Annotated in this window: 19 protein-coding genes; 12 read left to right on the top strand and 7 right to left on the bottom strand. The window is 73.8% G+C overall.

Annotated elements, in window-relative coordinates; translation table 11 throughout:
• Positions 1 to 103 precede the first annotated feature (103 nt).
• Positions 104 to 463: an ArsR/SmtB family transcription factor gene (locus IO39_RS44035; protein WP_052424163.1), complete on the top strand. Its 360-nt coding sequence runs from the start codon at positions 104 to 106 to the stop codon at positions 461 to 463.
• Between the two features lie 112 nt (positions 464 to 575).
• Positions 576 to 1,040 (top strand): hypothetical protein, encoded by a 465-nt coding sequence (locus IO39_RS44030; protein WP_043638197.1) that lies wholly within the window; start codon positions 576 to 578, stop codon positions 1,038 to 1,040.
• A 52-nt stretch (positions 1,041 to 1,092) separates the two neighbouring features.
• Here IO39_RS44030 and IO39_RS44025 read toward each other — a convergent pair whose 3' ends face one another.
• Complete coding sequence (locus tag IO39_RS44025; protein ID WP_245642657.1) at positions 1,093 to 2,337, bottom strand: MFS transporter; 1,245 nt, start codon at positions 2,335 to 2,337, stop codon at positions 1,093 to 1,095.
• 215 nt (positions 2,338 to 2,552) lie between these two features.
• Between IO39_RS44025 and panB the strand changes: the two genes are divergently transcribed.
• A complete protein-coding gene (gene panB, locus IO39_RS44020; RefSeq protein ID WP_043638195.1) occupies positions 2,553 to 3,383 on the top strand; it encodes a 3-methyl-2-oxobutanoate hydroxymethyltransferase in 831 nt (276 codons plus the stop codon).
• Between the two features lie 66 nt (positions 3,384 to 3,449).
• Here the strand turns inward: panB and IO39_RS44015 are convergent, their stop codons facing one another.
• Positions 3,450 to 4,394 carry a serine/threonine dehydratase gene (locus IO39_RS44015; protein WP_043638192.1) on the bottom strand — a complete coding sequence of 315 codons (945 nt, stop codon included), beginning with the start codon at positions 4,392 to 4,394 and terminating at the stop codon, positions 3,450 to 3,452.
• 25 nt (positions 4,395 to 4,419) lie between these two features.
• The gene (locus IO39_RS44010; RefSeq protein WP_043638188.1) at positions 4,420 to 5,604 is read right to left on the bottom strand and encodes a trans-sulfuration enzyme family protein; all 1,185 of its coding nucleotides are present in this window, start codon (positions 5,602 to 5,604) and stop codon (positions 4,420 to 4,422) included.
• A gap of 59 nt (positions 5,605 to 5,663) precedes the next feature.
• Between IO39_RS44010 and IO39_RS44005 the strand changes: the two genes are divergently transcribed.
• The 6 genes from IO39_RS44005 to IO39_RS43980 are packed head-to-tail and all read left to right on the top strand — an operon-like array spanning position 5,664 to position 11,157.
• Entirely contained in the window at positions 5,664 to 7,088 is a 1,425-nt protein-coding gene (locus IO39_RS44005) for an aminotransferase-like domain-containing protein (protein WP_043638186.1), read from the top strand.
• A gap of 26 nt (positions 7,089 to 7,114) precedes the next feature.
• The gene (locus IO39_RS44000; RefSeq protein WP_043638183.1) at positions 7,115 to 7,810 is read left to right on the top strand and encodes an alpha/beta fold hydrolase; all 696 of its coding nucleotides are present in this window, start codon (positions 7,115 to 7,117) and stop codon (positions 7,808 to 7,810) included.
• Between the two features lie 45 nt (positions 7,811 to 7,855).
• Positions 7,856 to 8,746 (top strand): ABC transporter ATP-binding protein, encoded by an 891-nt coding sequence (locus tag IO39_RS43995; protein WP_043638180.1) that lies wholly within the window; start codon positions 7,856 to 7,858, stop codon positions 8,744 to 8,746.
• Positions 8,743 to 9,462: an ABC transporter permease gene (locus IO39_RS43990; protein ID WP_043638177.1), complete on the top strand. Its 720-nt coding sequence runs from the start codon at positions 8,743 to 8,745 to the stop codon at positions 9,460 to 9,462. The genes IO39_RS43995 and IO39_RS43990 overlap by 4 nt, the downstream gene beginning before the upstream one ends.
• 7 nt (positions 9,463 to 9,469) lie before the next feature.
• Entirely contained in the window at positions 9,470 to 10,555 is a 1,086-nt protein-coding gene (locus tag IO39_RS59320) for a sensor histidine kinase (protein ID WP_052424162.1), read from the top strand.
• The gene (locus tag IO39_RS43980) at positions 10,552 to 11,157 is read left to right on the top strand and encodes a response regulator transcription factor (RefSeq protein ID WP_043638174.1); all 606 of its coding nucleotides are present in this window, start codon (positions 10,552 to 10,554) and stop codon (positions 11,155 to 11,157) included. Before IO39_RS59320 ends, IO39_RS43980 begins: the two co-directional genes overlap by 4 nt.
• Positions 11,158 to 11,223: 66 nt before the next feature.
• On the opposite strand, the gene npdG is transcribed toward IO39_RS43980, so the two are convergent.
• Positions 11,224 to 11,877, bottom strand: coding sequence for an NADPH-dependent F420 reductase (gene npdG / locus IO39_RS43975; protein WP_043638171.1), 654 nt, complete (start codon positions 11,875 to 11,877; stop codon positions 11,224 to 11,226).
• A gap of 55 nt (positions 11,878 to 11,932) precedes the next feature.
• A complete protein-coding gene (locus IO39_RS43970) occupies positions 11,933 to 13,075 on the bottom strand; it encodes a lipase family protein (protein ID WP_043638168.1) in 1,143 nt (380 codons plus the stop codon).
• 171 nt (positions 13,076 to 13,246) lie between these two features.
• Here IO39_RS43970 and IO39_RS43965 point away from each other — a divergent pair, with 171 nt between their 5' ends.
• A complete protein-coding gene (locus IO39_RS43965; RefSeq protein WP_043638165.1) occupies positions 13,247 to 13,825 on the top strand; it encodes a hypothetical protein in 579 nt (192 codons plus the stop codon).
• Between the two features lie 18 nt (positions 13,826 to 13,843).
• Here the strand turns inward: IO39_RS43965 and IO39_RS43960 are convergent, their stop codons facing one another.
• Positions 13,844 to 14,791: a LysR family transcriptional regulator gene (locus IO39_RS43960; protein WP_043638162.1), complete on the bottom strand. Its 948-nt coding sequence runs from the start codon at positions 14,789 to 14,791 to the stop codon at positions 13,844 to 13,846.
• A gap of 74 nt (positions 14,792 to 14,865) precedes the next feature.
• On the opposite strand from IO39_RS43960, the gene IO39_RS43955 reads away from it, so the two are divergent.
• Positions 14,866 to 15,120 (top strand): CBU_0592 family membrane protein, encoded by a 255-nt coding sequence (locus IO39_RS43955; RefSeq protein WP_052424267.1) that lies wholly within the window; start codon positions 14,866 to 14,868, stop codon positions 15,118 to 15,120.
• A 64-nt stretch (positions 15,121 to 15,184) separates the two neighbouring features.
• Here the strand turns inward: IO39_RS43955 and IO39_RS43950 are convergent, their stop codons facing one another.
• Complete coding sequence (locus IO39_RS43950; protein WP_043638157.1) at positions 15,185 to 15,388, bottom strand: hypothetical protein; 204 nt, start codon at positions 15,386 to 15,388, stop codon at positions 15,185 to 15,187.
• A gap of 5 nt (positions 15,389 to 15,393) precedes the next feature.
• Between IO39_RS43950 and map the strand changes: the two genes are divergently transcribed.
• Entirely contained in the window at positions 15,394 to 16,242 is an 849-nt protein-coding gene (gene map, locus IO39_RS43945) for a type I methionyl aminopeptidase (protein WP_043638153.1), read from the top strand.
• The last annotated feature ends 29 nt before the right edge of the window (positions 16,243 to 16,271 follow it).

The following is a 16,271-nucleotide window of genomic DNA, read 5'->3' as shown; positions in this document are numbered from 1 at the left end:
CAACGACAACGTATCGCAAGACATTCCGATACGCAACGGTCTCGTTTCGTAAACCTACGCCGGCGACCTGGATATCCGGCTCGGCGGGCGCGGCCTGCGGCTCGTGCCGTCCCACTTCTGCCAGGGCACGCCGGTGGCCATCGCCGATCCGGCGCTACCTCCGGTCCTCGTCTATCCGATCCACCGCGGCGACCACGAGACCTCCTTCGTCCCCGACCGGGAGGCCCCGCTGGCCCGCCTGCTGGGTCACAGCCGGGCGCTGATCCTGCGCGCCACCGCGACCGGCATGACCACCGGCGAGCTGGCCCGCCTGGCGGCGGTGTCGCCGGCCACCGCGAGCCACCACCTCGCCGTCCTGCGCGACAGCGGCCTGATCAGCACCGTCCGCGGCGCCGGCCGGACGCTGCACACGCTCACCCCGGCCGGCGCGGCCCTCCTCGCGTCGGCCGGACACCGAGTCTGACCTGCTCTTTTAGAGCCAGCTCTAACGGCGTCGCGACGCGACGGCGGTGGATGCGAAGGTCGGACGCGGCAGGACGGAAAGCCCCCATCACCTCTCCCGAAGGAGACTCCCCTTGCTGCCCAAGCTGTCCGAGCGCGCGCTTCCGCTGCTCCTCGCCCTCACGGGCACGCTCCTCACCACCGTGCCCGCCCACGCGACCGCCCACGCGACCGCCGCCACCGCCGCGCCCTGCTTCGCTCCCTCCGGCTATCTCGCCTACTGCTATGACGTGATCTCGCCGGTGAAGCATCGCCTGTACATGTACCGGGGAAACACCTACATCGGCTTCGCCGAGCTCACCAAGGAGGCCAACTACCACCTCATGGTGTGCCACATCCCCAACGCATTGAGCTCAATCATCACCGTGGCCGCCGGTCTCGATCTGGAGGGCACCACCAACCGCGTCCACGCCGACCCGGACGCTGGCGGCACGTGCCTGCACGCCTACGCCGGATGGCCCATCAAGCGCTGGAAAGGCTCGTCGTCCACCGCCGAGAACACGGTGGACACGCCCTGGTTCGAGCCGCCGCGCGGCTGAACCCCCGCTCAGCCGCTGACGACCGCTGAGGGCCGCCACGCGGCGGCCGCGCTCAGTCCCTGGCGACCCCCGCCGGCGCCGCGGGCGGCTCTGCGGGCGGCTCTGCGGCCGGTCCTGCGATCGGCTCCACGGCCGACTCCACGGCCGGCTGCGTGACCGGCCGGGGCGGGGTGGCGGGGCCCGAGGGGGTGGACGGCGGGCGGCGGCGCCAGAACGGCAGGGCGGCCAGCACCATGGCCACCCCCACGCCGCCGGCCAGCACGAACGCCCACGGCGGCCCCGCCCCGTCGATGACGGCGCCGGCGACGGGCGCGGCCGCGGCGCCGCCGAGCTGCAGCGCAGTGCCGTGGAAGCCCATCGCCTCGCCCCGGGCCGCGCTCGGCACCCAGCGGGACAGGACGTCGACCGTGGACGACAACGACGGCGCGCAGAGCAGGCCGGCGGGCAGGAGCGCCAGGACCAGCCAGTGCCAGCCGCCGCCGACCAGCGCCACCGGGATGGTCAGCAGGCCCATCCCGGCGATCAGCACCAGGGGCGACAGGCCGCGCGACAGCCCGCCGTACACGAAGCCGCCGATGAGCGAGAAGGCGCACCAGATGGCCACCGCGAGCCCGACCCAGGCGGTGTGGCCGGCCTGGTTCATGGTGGCGACCAGGGACAGCTCGGTCGCGGTGAGCACGAACGTGGCCGCCGCGGTCGTGCCGAGCAGCGCCACGAACGCCGGGGTGAGCCAGCGGCGCCTGGGCACCTTCACCGACTGTTCCTCGATCTCCTCGGCCGAGCGGGTGGGCGGGTTGAGCACGATCAGGCCGAGGCCGGCCAGCGTCATGCCGGCCCCGATGACCGTGAGCGTCACGACGCCGCCGAACGTGGTGATGCCCGCCACGGCGAGCGCCGGCCCCATCATGTAGGACAGCTCGACCAGCATCGAGTCGAGCGCGAACCCGGTGCGCCGCTGGGCGATCGGCACCAGCGCCGCCAGGCACTGCCTGGTCACGCTGAACACCGGCAGCCCCAGCAGCCCCGCCAGCCCCGCGGCCACGGCCAGGACGGGATAGGGCAGCGCCCACGCCGAGCCCCAGAAGAGCGCCTGCGCCACGGTGGTGACGGCGAGCACGGGACGCAGGCCGTATTTGTCGACGAACCTTCCCGACAGCGGGGATCCGACCGCCATGCCGATGGTGGTGGCCGCGGTGATCAGCCCGGCCCGGGTGTAGCCCAGGTGCATCACCTCCGCCACGTACAGCGTCAGTGCCATGACCGTGGCGGTGGACGGGACCCTGGCGAGCAGCCCCACCAGCAGCAACGTGAGGACACCCGGAAGTTTGAAGAGTTGTCGGTAAGGATCGAGAGCCATTGTGCGTGTTACCTCCGCAGTGATTCTGTCAAGCCGCACCGACGGTTTCGCCACTGGATTTCCGCGTATGACAGCGCATGAGGGGCCGTGCCATCATCGAAGTGAGTCCGGGGACGCCACTGGGGCGCCTCGAGACGGTCCTTGGAGGGTTACCTATGTCCTCTTCAACCACCCTGTACGGCGGCGCGTCCGGGCGCCGGGTCACCGTGCGTGACCTCATGGCCGCGAAGGAGCGCGGGGAGCGGTGGCCGATGGTCACCGCCTACGACGCGATGACGGCCAGAGTCTTCGACCAGGCGGGCATCCCGGTCCTGCTGGTGGGCGACTCGGCGGCGATGGTCGTCTACGGCTACGACTCCACCCTGCCGGTCACGGTCGACGACCTCCTGCCGCTGACGGCGGCCGTGGTGCGCGGCTCGTCGCGCGCCCTGGTGGTCGCCGACCTGCCGTTCGGCTCCTACCAGGCCTCCCCGGAGCAGGCGCTGGAGTCGGCGGCCAGGTTCATGAAGGAGTCGGGCGCCCACGCGGTCAAGCTGGAGGGCGGCCGGCGGGTCCTGCCGCAGGTGGAGGCGCTGGTCTCGGCCGGCGTGCCGGTCATGGCCCACCTCGGGCTGACCCCGCAGTCGGTCAACGTCATGGGCGGTTACCGGGTGCAGGGGCGGGGGCAGGCCGGTGACGAGCTCATGGCCGACGCCAAGGACCTGGAGCGGGCAGGGGCGTTCTCGGTGGTGCTGGAGTGCGTGCCGGCCGACCTGGCGCAGCGGGTGACGACCTCGCTGGCGATCCCGACGATCGGCATCGGCGCGGGGCCCGCGACGGACGCGCAGGTCCTGGTCTGGCAGGACCTCATGGGGCTGACGCCGCGTCCTGCCCGGTTCGTCAAGAGGTACGCCGACCTCGCCGACGAGATGGACCGCGCCGTGCGCGCCTTCGCGGACGAGGTGACGACGGGGGCGTTCCCGGCCCCGGAGCACACCTACAGCTGACCCGCCGCCGAGGCAGGCCGGTGGCCCCCCGTCCCGGGCGGGCCACCGGCGTGCCCGGCGGGGTGGTCAGCCGGTGGTGAGGGTGGCGGGGTCGGTGTTGGAGCCGCATACCACGACGGCCACCCGCTCCCCCGGGGCCGGCCGGTAGGCGCCCGACAGCAGCGCCGCGTAGGCCGCCGCGCCCGCGTGCTCGGCCGCCAGCCGGTGCCGCTCCCACAGCGTGCGCCGGGCCGAGACGATCGCGGCGTCGGGCACGAGCACGCTCTCCACCCGGGGCCCCGACAGGATCTCGTAGGCCAGGCCGCCCAGCCTGCTCGCGCCGAGCGCGTCGGCGCCCACGCCGCCGACCTGCACCTGCACCGGCTCCCCCGCCTTCAGCGCCGCGTTCAGCGTCGGGATGCGCTCCGGCTCGACGGCCACGATCCGCGGCCCGCCCGGCGAGCCCGGCGTGCTCGTGGCGGTGCCGAGGGTGATGCCGGCCGCGAAGCCGCCGCCCCCGACGGCCACCAGGACGGTGTCCACCCCGCCCGTCTGCTCCATCAGCTCCAGCCCCGTGGTGCCCTGCCCCGCGATCACCTCGGCCTGGTCGTAGGCGTGCACGCTCAGGGCCCCGCTCTCGGCGGCCCGCTTGGCGGCGGCGTCGGCCGCGTCGGCGTAGATGGCGCCCGTCTGCGTGACGTGCGCGCCCAGCGCCGAAAGCCCCGCCACCTTCACGGGGCTGGTCACCTCGGGCACGAAGATCTCCGCCCGCACCCCCAGCGCCCGCGCGGCGTGGGCCACCGCCAGCCCGTGGTTTCCGCCACTGGCCGCGATCACCCCGCTGCCGGGCGGCTCCCCGGCGGACAGGATGCGGTTGAACGCCCCGCGCACCTTGAACGAGCCCGAGTGCTGCAGCAGCTCCAGCTTCAGCCACAACCCGGGCGAGATCTCCAGCACGGGCGTGCGCAGCACCTGCCCGGCGATCCGGCCGGCGGCGGACAGCACGTCTTCGCGGGTAACGGTGGTCAACATCTCCCCCTCGATCGTCGCACCCAGGCTACGACAGAGCCTGGGACACGTCGGCCCAGAGGTCCTCGGGGTGCTCGATGCCGACGGCGATCCGTACCGTGCCCTCGCCGATGCCGCTGCGGCGCAGCTCGTCGGCGCTGAGCGCGCGGTGGGAGGTGGTGGCGGGGTGCAGGACGAGCGTCTCGACGCCGCCGAGCGAGGGGGCCAGCAGCGCCAGGCGTACGGCGCTCATGAACCGCTCCCCCGCCGGCCGCCCGCCGGCCAGGTCGAACGCGAGCACCCCGCCGCAGCCGGACAGCAGCTTGCCCGCCAGCTCGTGCGAGGGGTGCGAGGCCAGCCCCGGCCAGTGCACGGCGGTGACGGCGGGGTGCGCGGCGAGCCGGGTGGCCAGGTAGTGGGCGTTGGAGCAGTGGCGTTCCATGCGCAGCGCGAGCGTCTGCAGCCCGCGCAGCGTCAGCCAGGCCGCGAACGGGTCGGCCGAGGCGCCCAGCTCGATCGCGAAGTGCCACACCTTCTCGTGCAGCCCAGGGTCGGCGAAGACCGCGAGGCCGCCGACCACGTCGGTGTGCCCGGACAGGTATTTGGTGGTGGAGTGCACCACGATGTCGGCGCCGTGCTCCAGCGGGCGGCAGAGCATGGGGGTGGCGAAGGTGTTGTCCACCACGGACAGCAGGCCCAGCTCGCGGGCCGCCGCGCACATCGCGGGCAGGTCGGCGACCAGCGTCATCGGGTTGCTGATCGTCTCCAGGTAGACGAGCCTGGTCCGCGGCCGGACGGCGGCGCGCAGGGCGGCGGGGTCGTTTTCGGGCACGTACGTGACCTCGATGCCGAACCTGCCCACCAGCTCGTTGATCATGGCGGCGGTCCCGCCGTACAGGGAGCGCTGGGCCACCAGGTGGTCGCCGGGGCTCAGCAGGCCGAGCAGGACGGTGTTGATCGCGCCCATGCCCGACCCGGTGGCGATGGCGGCCGTGCCGCCCTCCAGCCCGGCCACGGCCAGCTCCAGCGAGCGCACGGTCGGGTTGGTGTAGCGCCCGTACACGAACGCCCCGTCGGGACGGGACATGGCGTCGGCCATCACGGCGGGGTCGTCGAAGACGAAGCCGGAGGTCTGGTAGATCGGCACGCTGATCGGCCGGCTGCCCTCGATGGCGGGCTGGGGCACGTGCACGGCGCGCGTCTCGGGTCGCAGATCGGGGCGGGAATCGTTCATGGGTCAAGGATCTCTCGTGGCGGGGCCCGGGGTGAGAGCCAATCCGGCAGAATTGGTCCATGAACGGGGCCAATCTCGACGATCTGGTCGATCTGCTGGGCCGGTGGGCGTCCGGCCGGGGGCCGCTGTACCTGCTGCTCGCCGCCCGCCTGCGGGGGCTGATCGACGACGGCGTGCTGGCCGCCGGCCAGCCGCTGCCGCCCGACCGGGTGCTGGCGGGCCGGCTGGCGGTGGCGCGGGGCACGGTGGTGGCGGCGTACGACCTGTTGCAGCAGGAGGGCCGGGTGGTCCGCAGGCAGGGCAGCGGCACCCGGGTGGCGCCGATGGAGCTGCCCGCCACGCGCACGGCCGACGGCGTGCCGGCCAACCCGCTGCTGCAGCACATCCTGCACCCGCCGGACGACGTCCAGCTCCTGACGTGCGCCGCGCCGCACGACCCGCCGGAGGCCCTGACGGAGGCGTACACCGAGGCCGCCAGGCGGCTGGCGGGCGGGCACGGCCTCGGCTACGAGCCCGCGGGCAATCCGGAGCTGCGGGCCGAGCTGGCCGCGTACTACACGGCGCGGGGCGTGCCGACGACGCCGGAGGAGGTCATCGTGACGACGGGCGCCCAGCAGGCGCTCACGCTGCTCACCGCGCTGCTGGTGGCGCCGGGCGACACGGTGATGACCGAGCCGACGACCTACCCGGGGGCGCTGGAGGCGTTCCGGCACGCGGCGGCGGTCGTCAGGCCCGTCACCGGCGTCGAGACCCTGCGCGAGCGCCCGGCGCTCGGCTACTTCACCCCCACGCTGCGCAACCCCGACGGCGCCGTGATGGACGTCCCGGCCCGCAGGCGGCTGGCCGCGCTGGCCGCCGGGCACGACGTGCCGCTGATCGACGACGAGGTGCGCGCCGAGCTGTGCTTCTCGGGCGAGCGCCCGCCGCCGCTGGCCGCCTTCGGGCGGCCCGGGGAGCACGTGATCACGATCGGCTCGATGAGCAAGCTGGTCTGGGGCGGGCTGCGGGTGGGCTGGGTGCGCGCCGCGGCCCCGCTGATCTCGCGGCTGGCGCGGCTGCGGGCCGTGCACGACCTCGGCGGCGAGGTCGTCAGCCAGCTCGCCGCCGCCGCGCTGCTGCGCCGCCTGGACGAGGTGCGCGCCGCCCGGCTCGGCGTCTGGCGCCGGCGCCACGACCACCTGTGCGAGCGGCTGCGCCTGCGGCTGCCGTCCTGGTCGTTCGAGCCCGCCCTCGGCGGCCACACCCTCTGGGTACGCCTGCCGCGCGGCGACGTCGACTCCTTCGCCCAGGTGGCGCTGCGGCACGGCGTCGCGGTGCCGCCGGGCAGGTCGTTCGACCCGCTGGGCGGGCACGCCGACCACATGCGGCTGCACTTCCTGTTCCCCGAGGAGGAGCTGTCGCGGGCCGTGGACAGCCTGGCCGCGGCCTGGGCCGCCTACGACGGGGGCCGCCGCCCGATCTCCCGTCACCCCCTGGTCGTCTGACAGGGCGGCCTGACAGGGTGGGGTACATGCAGACAACATTCGTACTCGTGCACAGCCCCTCCGTCGGCCCCTCGACGTGGGCGCCGGTGGCCGCGGCGCTGGAGCGCCGGGGGCACGCCGCCGTGGTGCCCGATCTGACCGGCGTGTCGGCGGGCGAGGCGCCGTACTGGCCGGAGGTGGTGCGGGCGGTGCGCGAGGCCGCCCCCGGCACCCCCGGCACCCCCGTCGTGCTGGTCGCGCACAGCAACGCCGGATTCTTCCTGCCGGTGATCAAGGAAGGGCTGGGCGGGCAGGTGGCGGCCTGCGTGTTCGCCGACGCGCACATCCCGCCGCCCGAAGGGCCGGTCAGGACGGCCGAGGAGGAGTTCCTGCCGTTCCTGCACGATCTGGCGGGCCCCGACGGTGTGCTGCCGCGCTGGACCGACTGGTGGGACGAGGAGGACGTGGTGGCCATGCTGCCCGACCCCGCCGTGCGGATCAGGGTGGCGGCCGAGCAGCCGCGGCTCCCGCTCGACTACTACACCCAGGAGATCCCGGTGCCGGCGGGCTGGGACGACGTCAGGTGCTCGTGCCTGTGGTTCAGCCCGGCGTACGAGCAGGCGGCCGAGGCGGCGGCGGGCCAGGGCTGGCCGGTGACCCGGGTGCCCGGCCTGCACCTGCACCAGCTCGTCGATCCCGAGGGCGTGACGGACGCGCTGCTGAAGTTGTCGGGCAAGTCATGAATTCTTCACTGTCCCCGGCGGGCGCGCCCGGCGACAGTGGAGCGCATGACAGCGATCGACGTACGCGGGCTGCGCAAGAGCCACCAGGAGTTCGAGGCGGTGCGGGGCATCTCGTTCGAGGTGCCCGAAGGAGAGGTCTTCGCCCTGCTGGGCAGGAACGGCGCGGGCAAGACCACCACCGTCGAGGTGCTGGCCGGCCTGCAGCGGGCCGACGGCGGCACGGTGCGGGTGCTCGGCCTCGACCCGTACGCCGACCGCGCCGCCGTACGCCGGCGCACGGGCATCATGCTCCAGGAGGCCGGTTTCTTCCCCGACCTGACCGTCGCCCAGACCGTCGACACCTGGCGTGACTTCACCGCCGCGCCCCGCCCCCGCGAGGAGGCGCTGGAGCTGGCCGGGCTGACGGGCCGGTCGGGCACGAAGGTGCGCCAGCTCTCCGGCGGCGAGAAGCGCAGGCTCGACCTGGCGCTGGCCCTGCTGGGCCGCCCCGACGTGCTGTTCCTGGACGAGCCGACCACCGGCATGGACCCGCAGGCGCGCGCCGCCACCTGGGAGGTCATCCGCGACCTGGCCGGGCGGGGCACCACGGTCCTGCTGACCACGCACTACCTGGAGGAGGCGCAGCGGCTGGCCGGCTCGATGGCGATCATGGACGAGGGCCGGATCGTCGCCGCCGGCGGGATGGCCGAGACGCTGGCGGCCCGCAGCGGGCGGGTGGCCTTCCGGCTGCCCCCGGCCACCGACCCGGCCGCGCTGCCGCTGCCGGTCACCGTGGAGAACGGGCTGGCCGTGTGCCGCGCCGAGGACCCCGACCTGGCCGCGCAGCGGCTGCTGACCTGGGCCGCCGAGCGCGGGCTGCGCCTGGAGGGCCTGGAGGTCCGCACGGCCACCCTGGAGGACCTGTTCCTGGACACCTCGCCGAAGGTGGCCCGATGAGCCTGGCCGCCACCTACCGTCTGGGCACCCGCCTGTTCTGGCGGGACAGGTCCATGGTGTTCGCCTCGGTGGTCACGCCCGTCGGCCTGGCCGTCGGGCTGCCCGCCCTCATGCGGCACGTCACCTCCGGCGGCGTCGCCGGGGCGACCGCGCTCGCCCAGAGCGCGATCGCGATCCTGCTGGCGATCACCGCGTTCATGAACATCACCGTGGCCCTGACCGGCCGCCGCGACCAGCTCGTGCTCAAGCGGCTGCGCACCACCCGGCTGACGGACGGGCAGCTCCTGCTGGGCCAGATCGCGAGCACGGCCACGCAGACCGTGGTGCTGATCGTGGCCTGCGCGGTGGCCGTGCGGTTCGCGGCCGGGGTGCCGCTCCCGGCGGACCCGCTGGTCTTCGCCGCCGCGACGATCGCGGGCTCGGTCGTGCTGTCCCTGCTCGGGGCCGCGTACACGGCCGCGGTGCCGCGGGCGGAGCTGGCCGCCGCGTACACCATGCCGGTCTTCCTGCTGTGCGGGGTGTCGGCCGGGGCGATGGGGCCGATCCCGCTGCCCGGCTGGCTCCAGACCGCCCTGGACCTGCTGCCCACCTCGGCCGTGGTGCACGCGGTCAGGACCGGGGACCTGGCCGTGCCGCTCCTCGTGCTGGCCGTCTGGGGGGCCGCCGGGCTGGTCGCGCTGAGGCTGTGGTTCCGGTGGGAACCCCGGCGTTCATAATCGTCGCGTGAACTCCTCCTCCGCCCGCCGGTTCGCCGGCGGGCTCATCACGGCCGTGTCGTGCGCGTACATGGTGATCGCGCTGTTCTACTTCGCCTGGGGCGCGTTCTACGGCCTGCTGGCCGCGCTGGCGCTGCTCGCCGTGATCGTCACCCATTGGGTGAACATGCGGGCCGGGCTGCGCGGCGTGCGCCCGGCCGGCTTCCCCGCGACGCTGGTGCTGCAGGCGGTGGCCACCTACCTGCCCGACGTGCTGCTGCCCGCCGGCATGTCGGCGCTGGCCACCCCGCTGCTGGCCGGGACGCTGCTGGTGTACCTGCCGCTGGGCCGGGCCGGGCTGCTCATCGCGGCGATGATGGCGTACGAGGGCTACATGATCGATTACGGCCTGACCTTCGCCGTGATCACCCTCTTCTACATGATCACCATACCGGCGACGGGCGGGATGATCTGGGCGCTCGTCCGGTTCGTCCGCGTGACGGCCGAGCTGGAGCAGGCCAGGGCCGAGCTGGCCGAGGCGGCGGTGCTCAAGGAGCGGCTGCGGATCTCCCGCGACCTGCACGACGGCCTGGGCCGCAGCCTCACCGCGATCGCGCTCAAGGGCGACCTGGCCGCCCGCCTCGTCGACCGCGACCCCGGCGCGGCCCGCGCCGAGGTGGGCGAGCTGGTGCAGGTGGCCAGGGAGGCGGCCCAGGACGTGCGCAAGGTGGCCAGGGGCTACCGGGAGATGTCGCTGGCGGGCGAGGTGGACCGGGCGGTGGCGCTGCTGGAGTCGTCGGGAGTGCGCGCCCAGGCGCACCTGGCGGACGTGAAGCTGCCCGAGCGTTCCGAGCAGGCGCTGGCCTGGGCCGTCCGCGAGGGGATCACCAACGTGCTGCGCCACAGCAGGGCCACGACGTGCACGATCACCACGTCCGTACGCGACGGCGCGGTGCGGCTGGAGGTGGCCAACGACGGCGCGCCCGCGACGCCGGGAGCGGCGAACGGCGGGCTCACCAGCCTGGCCGAACGGGCGGCGCAGGCGGGCGGCTCCTGCACCACGGAGCCGACCGGCCAGGGCGGCTTCCTGCTGGCGGTCGAGGTCGCCGCGTGATCCGGGTGCTGCTCGCCGAGGACATGCACATGATCCGCGCCGCGCTCACCGCCCTGCTGCGGCTGGAGTCCGACATCGAGGTGGTCGCGGAGGTCACCCGCGGCGACGAGATCGTCCCCGAGGCGCTGCGGGTGCGGCCGGACGTCGCGGTCGTGGACATCGACCTGCCGGTGATCGACGGCATCACCGCCGCCGCCACGCTGCGCGAGCGGCTGCCCTCCTGCCGGATCCTGGTGCTGACGGCCATGGGCCAGCCGGGCCACGTGCGCAGGGCGCTGGCCGCGGGCATCGAGGCGTTCCTGGTCAAGGACTCCCCCGGCGACCGGCTGGCGGAGTCGATCAGGCGTACGGCGGCCGGGCTGCGGGTGCTGGACGCCGAGCTGGTCTCCTCCGCCATGGAGTACGGCGAGAGCCCCCTGACGCCCAGGGAGGCGACCGTGCTCAAGGAGGCCGCCAGGGGCGCGTCGGCCGAGGAGACCGCCGCCCGCCTCCACCTGTCCCCCGGCACGGTGCGCAACTACCTGACCGGGGCGATCACGAAGACGGGCGCGCGCAACAAGATCGACGCCATCCGCATCGCCGAGGACGCCGGCTGGCTGTGAGCCCGGCTCGGACCCCGGCGACGCGCCACCGGGGCCGCCCGGGAGGAGGCGCGGCCCCCCGGCGGCTCAGATGTCGGTGATGCGCAGGCCGGCGTGGGCCTTGTAGCGGCGGTTCACGGAGATCAGGTTGGCGGTGAAGGCCTCGATCTGGCGGGCGTTGCGGAGCCGGCCGCCGTACACGCCGCGCACGCCCGGGATCACCTCGGCCAGCGCCTGCACGAGGTCGGTGGCCTCGCGGTCGTCGCCCAGCACCAGCACGTCCAGGTCCACCTTGTCGACCGCCGGGTCCATCAGCAGCACGGCGGAGACGTGGTGGAAGGCGGCCACCACGCGGCTGTCCGGCAGCACGGCCGCGGCCTGCTGGGCGGCGCTGCCCTCCTCGACCGGCAGCGCGTAGGCGCCCTGCTTGTCGAAGCCGAGCGGGTTGACGCAGTCCACCACGATCTTGCCGGCCAGCTCGCCCCGCAGGGACTCCAGCAGCGCCTTGTGCCCGTCGTACGGCACCGCCACGATCACGATGTCCGCCCGCGCGGCCACGGCGGCGTTCTCGTCACCGGTCACGCCGGCCCCGATCGACTCCGCCGCCTCCTGGGCGCGCTGGGCGCTGCGCGAGCCGACGAGCACCTGGTGCCCCGCCAGCGCGAACCGCCGCGCCAGCCCTTTGCCCTGGTCACCGGTGCCGCCGAGGATGGCGATGGAAAGTCCGTTCACATCTGTCATAACCAGATCATGTCAGGCCCACCCGGCCCGTCGGCAGGGTGGGCCGGTGCAGCGCCTAGCAGTTCCCGGAGGCGGGCAGGCCCAGGATGCGCAGGGCCAGCCACTCGATGGCGAGCGGGCCGCCCTCGATGGCGCCCGTCACGTGGTCGGGCGCGGGCATGACGGCCCAGCGCACGGTGCCCCCGGCGCGGCAGTACTCGGTGCGCAGCGTGGACCCTACCGCGAGCGGGATGATCTCGTCGCCGCGCCCGTGGTAGAGGAAGATCGGCACGCGCGGCGGCGTGGCGCCGAGCCGGTTCTCGGCCAGGCGGGCCAGCCACTTCGGCTGGTTGAGCAGGTCCACCGGGCTCAGGTCGGCGAAGCGCAGCCCGGCGAGCTTGCCCAGGTCGCCCACGCAGTCGTCGGCGGCGTCGGCGAGCAGCGCGCGGCCCCGGTCGTTGAGGTCGGCCTCCAGGTCCAGCTCGGGGTAGGCGGCGTCGAGGCCCACCCCGGCCGCGGCCGCCAGGCCGAAGTCCGGCCCGCCGTCCAGGTGGGAGGCGACGGCGTGCAGGTCGGCCGGCACCCCGCCGGCCGCGACGCCGCGCAGCCGCAGCTCGGGCGCGTACGAGGGCTGGAGCTGCGCGGCCCACCCGGCGGAGGCGCCGCCCTGCGAGTAGCCCATGATGCCGACGGGCGCGCCGGCCGACAGCCCGGCGCCGGGCACGCGGGTGGCGGCCCTGATCGCGTCGAGCACGGCGTGCCCCTGCGAGATCCCCGCCATGTACGTGTGCGTCCCCGGCGTGCCGAGGCCCTCGTAGTCGGTCATCGCGACCGCGTACCCCTTGAGCAGGAACAGGCTGACCAGCACCAGCTCGGCCTCGCGGCCCTGGCTCATGCTGACCGAGGGGGCGCACTGGTCGCCGAGGCCGTGGGTGCCGAAGGCGTAGCCGATGATCGGCCGCGCGCCGAGCGGGTAGCGGGCCTTGGGCACGAGCAGGGTGCCGGAGACGGTGTTCGGGGCTCCGGTGGCGGAGGTGGAGGTGTAGCGCAGGTGCCAGGCGTCGACCGGGACCTCCAGCAGCTTGCCCGGCAGCAGGTAGACCGTGGTGGGCTGGGCGGAGACGACGTCTCCGGGGGCCGCGGCGCGGGCCGGGACCGCGACGAGCGACATGATCGATAACAGGATCAAGGACATGCTGACGCGCACACGTACATTCATGTGCCGCCCCTCTCCGTGACGATCAGCTGTTGGGACGGCGGCGCCGCGAGCCGATCGTTACCCGAGGGTAACTCCATGTCAAGGCCCGAAATGACGGGGAAACACACCTCGTGTCAACACATCACTCACGAAACAGCCACCCCGGGCGGCCCCGTCGGGCACCATGGGGGTATGGACTCGGGATCGGTGGGCCTCCTGCGCGAACTCCTCGACGGGACCGGCTGGCTCGAACGGACGCGCGAGCTGGCCCTGGCCCTGCGCGCCACCCGCTCGCCCGGCGGCCTGCTGGTGGTGGGCACCCCCGACGACGAGCCCTGGCACGTGACCGCGCACCTGGCCGACGAGGCCGAGTTCGCCGGCCTGCCCCAGCTCACCCCCACCCTGGTGCGCTGGGCCCCGCCTCCGGGCGCGCCGCCCCACCTGCGCGTCGGCCTCGACCGGCTGGAGCGCACGGGCCGGGGGGAGACGCTGTTCGTGCTCTCCGAGCGACACGCGCCGGTGCCGCTGCTCGAACGCGTCGACGACGCCCGGCGTACGGGGGCGACGATCCTGGCCATCGAGGGCGGCGACCCCGAGCTGGCCGGGTTGGCCCATGACGCGATCGCGGTGCCGCGCGAGGGGCCCGTGACGTTCGACGGCGCCCAGCACCTGGTCAGCGCGGCGGCCGGCGAGACCGGGCGGCGGCCCGGCCTGCGCGACCGCCTGGCCCGCCTCCTCGACAAGGTCAGCGGCCCCCAGGTCACCGACTGAGCCCGGCCGGGCCGGCGGTCAGGCGACCTCCTGGGTCAGGCGCGTGCGCAGGGAGTCCTCCAGGGCCGCGGTGGCCTCCTCGATGGCCTCGATCACCACGGCCTGCACCGGGTCGGGCTCCCCCGACGGCGTGCCGCCCACCCGGGTGACGGCGTCCAGCCGGCGCGCCCCGACGTCGCGGATGTCGCTCACCCGCACCTCGCCCTCGGGCACGTCCAGCAGCGCCAGCTCGGGCACAATCGCCACCCCGTGCCCGGCCGCCACCAGCGCCAGCGTCGGCCCGAACTCCGTGATGACGTGCACCTTGCGCGGCTCGACGCCGTGCAGCCCGGCCAGCCGCTCCAGCGCCTGCCCGCACGCCTGGTTCGGGTCGCCCGCCACCCAGGGCCGCCGCAGCACCTCGTCCACCGTGGACGGCGGGTCGGACCAGCCGGGCGGCAGCACGATGCGGTATTCGTCCACGTACAGCAGCCGGGTGCGCAGCGACGGCTGCGACAGCACGGGCAGGCCCATGTCCTGCTCGGTGATGAGCACGTCCACCGCGCCCAGCCGCAGCTCCTGCAGCGCCGGCCGCCCGTAGATCTCGTGGATGGTCGGCGTGATGCTGGGATGGCGCACGGCCAGCTCGCGCATGGCGGGCACGAGCACGTGAGTGATCACGGTGGGGAAGGCGGCGATGCGCACCGGCCCGGCCAGCCGCTCGGTGAACCGGGTCAGCTCCCGCTTGGCCTCGGCCAGCTCCTCCTCCACCCGCTCGGCGTAGCCGGCCAGCACCCGGCCCGCCGGGGTGAGCGAGACGCTGCGCTGGGAGCGGTCGATGAGGGCCAGGCCGACCTCACGCTCCAGCTGCGCGAGCTGCTGGGAGACGGCGGAGGGCGTCAGGAACAGCGCCTCGGCGGCCCGCATCACGCCGCCGCGCCGGGCTACCTCACGTAAGACGCGCAGCCGCCGAGGATCAAGGTCCATGCAGATCAGCTTACGCCCGCCGTTAAGGTTTCTTTATTTGTGCTTCAGAGCGCGGGGTCCGGACAATGGCGGCCATGGATCTTCTGCTCGCCGTGATCGGCTGGGCCGGCGCCGCCCTGCTGCTGGCCGGTTACGCCCTCGTCTCGTCGTCCCGCCTGTCGGGGGACGGCGTGGCCTACCAGCTCATCAACCTGGCGGGCTCGATCGGCCTGATGGTCAACAGCGCCTACAGCGCCGCCTGGCCCTCGGCGGGGCTCAACCTGGTGTGGGCCGCCATCGGCGTCGTGGCGCTGGTCAAGCTCGCGCGGGTCGGCGCGCCGGCCAGGTGACCGCCGGCGTCAGCCGTTCAGCCGCCGGTCGGCGCCGGTCGGCGCCGGTCGGCGCCGGTCGCCCTCAGTCGTCGTCCTGGTCCGCCTCGTCCCACGACTTGTTGCGGTCGGCGGCGCGCTGCAGCGCTCCCGCCGCTTCCTCCTGCGTCGCGTAGGGCCCCATCCGGTCCTTGTTGGGGCAGCCCTCGTCGGGCTCGACGCGCATGTGCTTGAGACAGAACCACCATTGGCCTTCGCTCACGACGTCAATTCTGCCCCGTAGACTCATGTTTCATGACGACACTGCTCCAGCCCGGGCGAGTTTCGCCCATGCGAAAGGTTCCCGCCCACATCGAGCGGCCGGAGTACGTCGGAAAGAAGCGCCCCAGGACCGGCGAGTCCGATGTGAAGACCCCCGAGATCATCGAGCGCATGAGGGTGGCGGGCCGGATCGCCGCCCAGGCTCTGGAGGAGGTCGGCAAGCACGTCCGGCCGGGCGTCACCACCGACGAGCTCGACAGGATCGGCCACGAGTTCCTCCTCGACCACGGCGCCTACCCCAGCACCCTGGGCTACAAGGGCTATCCGAAGTCGCTCTGCACCTCGATCAACGAGGTCATCTGCCACGGCATCCCCGACGACACCGTGCTGAACGAGGGCGACATCGTCAACGTCGACATCACCGCCTACATCGGCGGCGTCCATGGTGACACCGACGCCACGTTCCTGGTGGGCGAGGTCGACGACGAGTCGCGGCTGCTGGTGGAGCGCACGCGCGAGGCGATGATGCGGGCCATCAGGGCGGTCGCGCCCGGCCGCCAGCTCAACGTGGTCGGCCGCGTCATCGAGGCGTACGCCAAGCGCTTCGGCTACGGCGTCGTGCGCGACTTCACCGGCCACGGCATCGGCACGAGCTTCCACTCCGGGCTCATGGTGCCCCACTACGACGATCCGTCGCTGCGGGTGGAGCTGGTGCCGGGCATGACGTTCACGATCGAGCCGATGCTGACGCTGGGCACGATCGAATACGAGATCTGGCCCGACAAGTGGACGGCGGTGACCAAGGACCGCAAGCGCACCGCCCAGTTCGAGCACACGATCGTGGTCACCGACTCGGGCAGCGAGATCCTCACCCTCCCCTGAGCGAGCCCCCCGGCCCCCGGAACCCGCGG

This window comes from Nonomuraea candida (assembly GCF_000725485.1).
Taxonomy (GTDB): domain Bacteria; phylum Actinomycetota; class Actinomycetes; order Streptosporangiales; family Streptosporangiaceae; genus Nonomuraea; species Nonomuraea candida.
Note: the sequence above shows the minus strand (reverse complement) of the source record. Positions and strands in the feature narration are given on the sequence as shown.

Bases quoted from the DNA above. Each gene is read 5' to 3' on its own strand.
- panB (WP_043638195.1), top strand. From the start codon at position 2,553: ATGTCCTCTTCAACCACCCTGTACGGCGGCGCGTCCGGGCGCCGGGTC.
- IO39_RS44015 (WP_043638192.1), bottom strand. From the start codon at position 4,394: ATGTTGACCACCGTTACCCGCGAAGACGTGCTGTCCGCCGCCGGCCGG.
- IO39_RS44010 (WP_043638188.1), bottom strand. From the start codon at position 5,604: ATGAACGATTCCCGCCCCGATCTGCGACCCGAGACGCGCGCCGTGCAC.
- IO39_RS44005 (WP_043638186.1), top strand. From the start codon at position 5,664: ATGAACGGGGCCAATCTCGACGATCTGGTCGATCTGCTGGGCCGGTGG.
- IO39_RS44000 (WP_043638183.1), top strand. From the start codon at position 7,115: ATGCAGACAACATTCGTACTCGTGCACAGCCCCTCCGTCGGCCCCTCG.
- IO39_RS43995 (WP_043638180.1), top strand. From the start codon at position 7,856: ATGACAGCGATCGACGTACGCGGGCTGCGCAAGAGCCACCAGGAGTTC.
- IO39_RS43990 (WP_043638177.1), top strand. From the start codon at position 8,743: ATGAGCCTGGCCGCCACCTACCGTCTGGGCACCCGCCTGTTCTGGCGG.
- npdG (WP_043638171.1), bottom strand. From the start codon at position 11,877: ATGACAGATGTGAACGGACTTTCCATCGCCATCCTCGGCGGCACCGGT.
- IO39_RS43970 (WP_043638168.1), bottom strand. From the start codon at position 13,075: ATGAATGTACGTGTGCGCGTCAGCATGTCCTTGATCCTGTTATCGATC.
- IO39_RS43965 (WP_043638165.1), top strand. From the start codon at position 13,247: ATGGACTCGGGATCGGTGGGCCTCCTGCGCGAACTCCTCGACGGGACC.
- IO39_RS43960 (WP_043638162.1), bottom strand. From the start codon at position 14,791: ATGGACCTTGATCCTCGGCGGCTGCGCGTCTTACGTGAGGTAGCCCGG.
- IO39_RS43955 (WP_052424267.1), top strand. From the start codon at position 14,866: ATGGATCTTCTGCTCGCCGTGATCGGCTGGGCCGGCGCCGCCCTGCTG.
- IO39_RS43950 (WP_043638157.1), bottom strand. From the start codon at position 15,388: ATGAGTCTACGGGGCAGAATTGACGTCGTGAGCGAAGGCCAATGGTGG.
- map (WP_043638153.1), top strand. From the start codon at position 15,394: ATGACGACACTGCTCCAGCCCGGGCGAGTTTCGCCCATGCGAAAGGTT.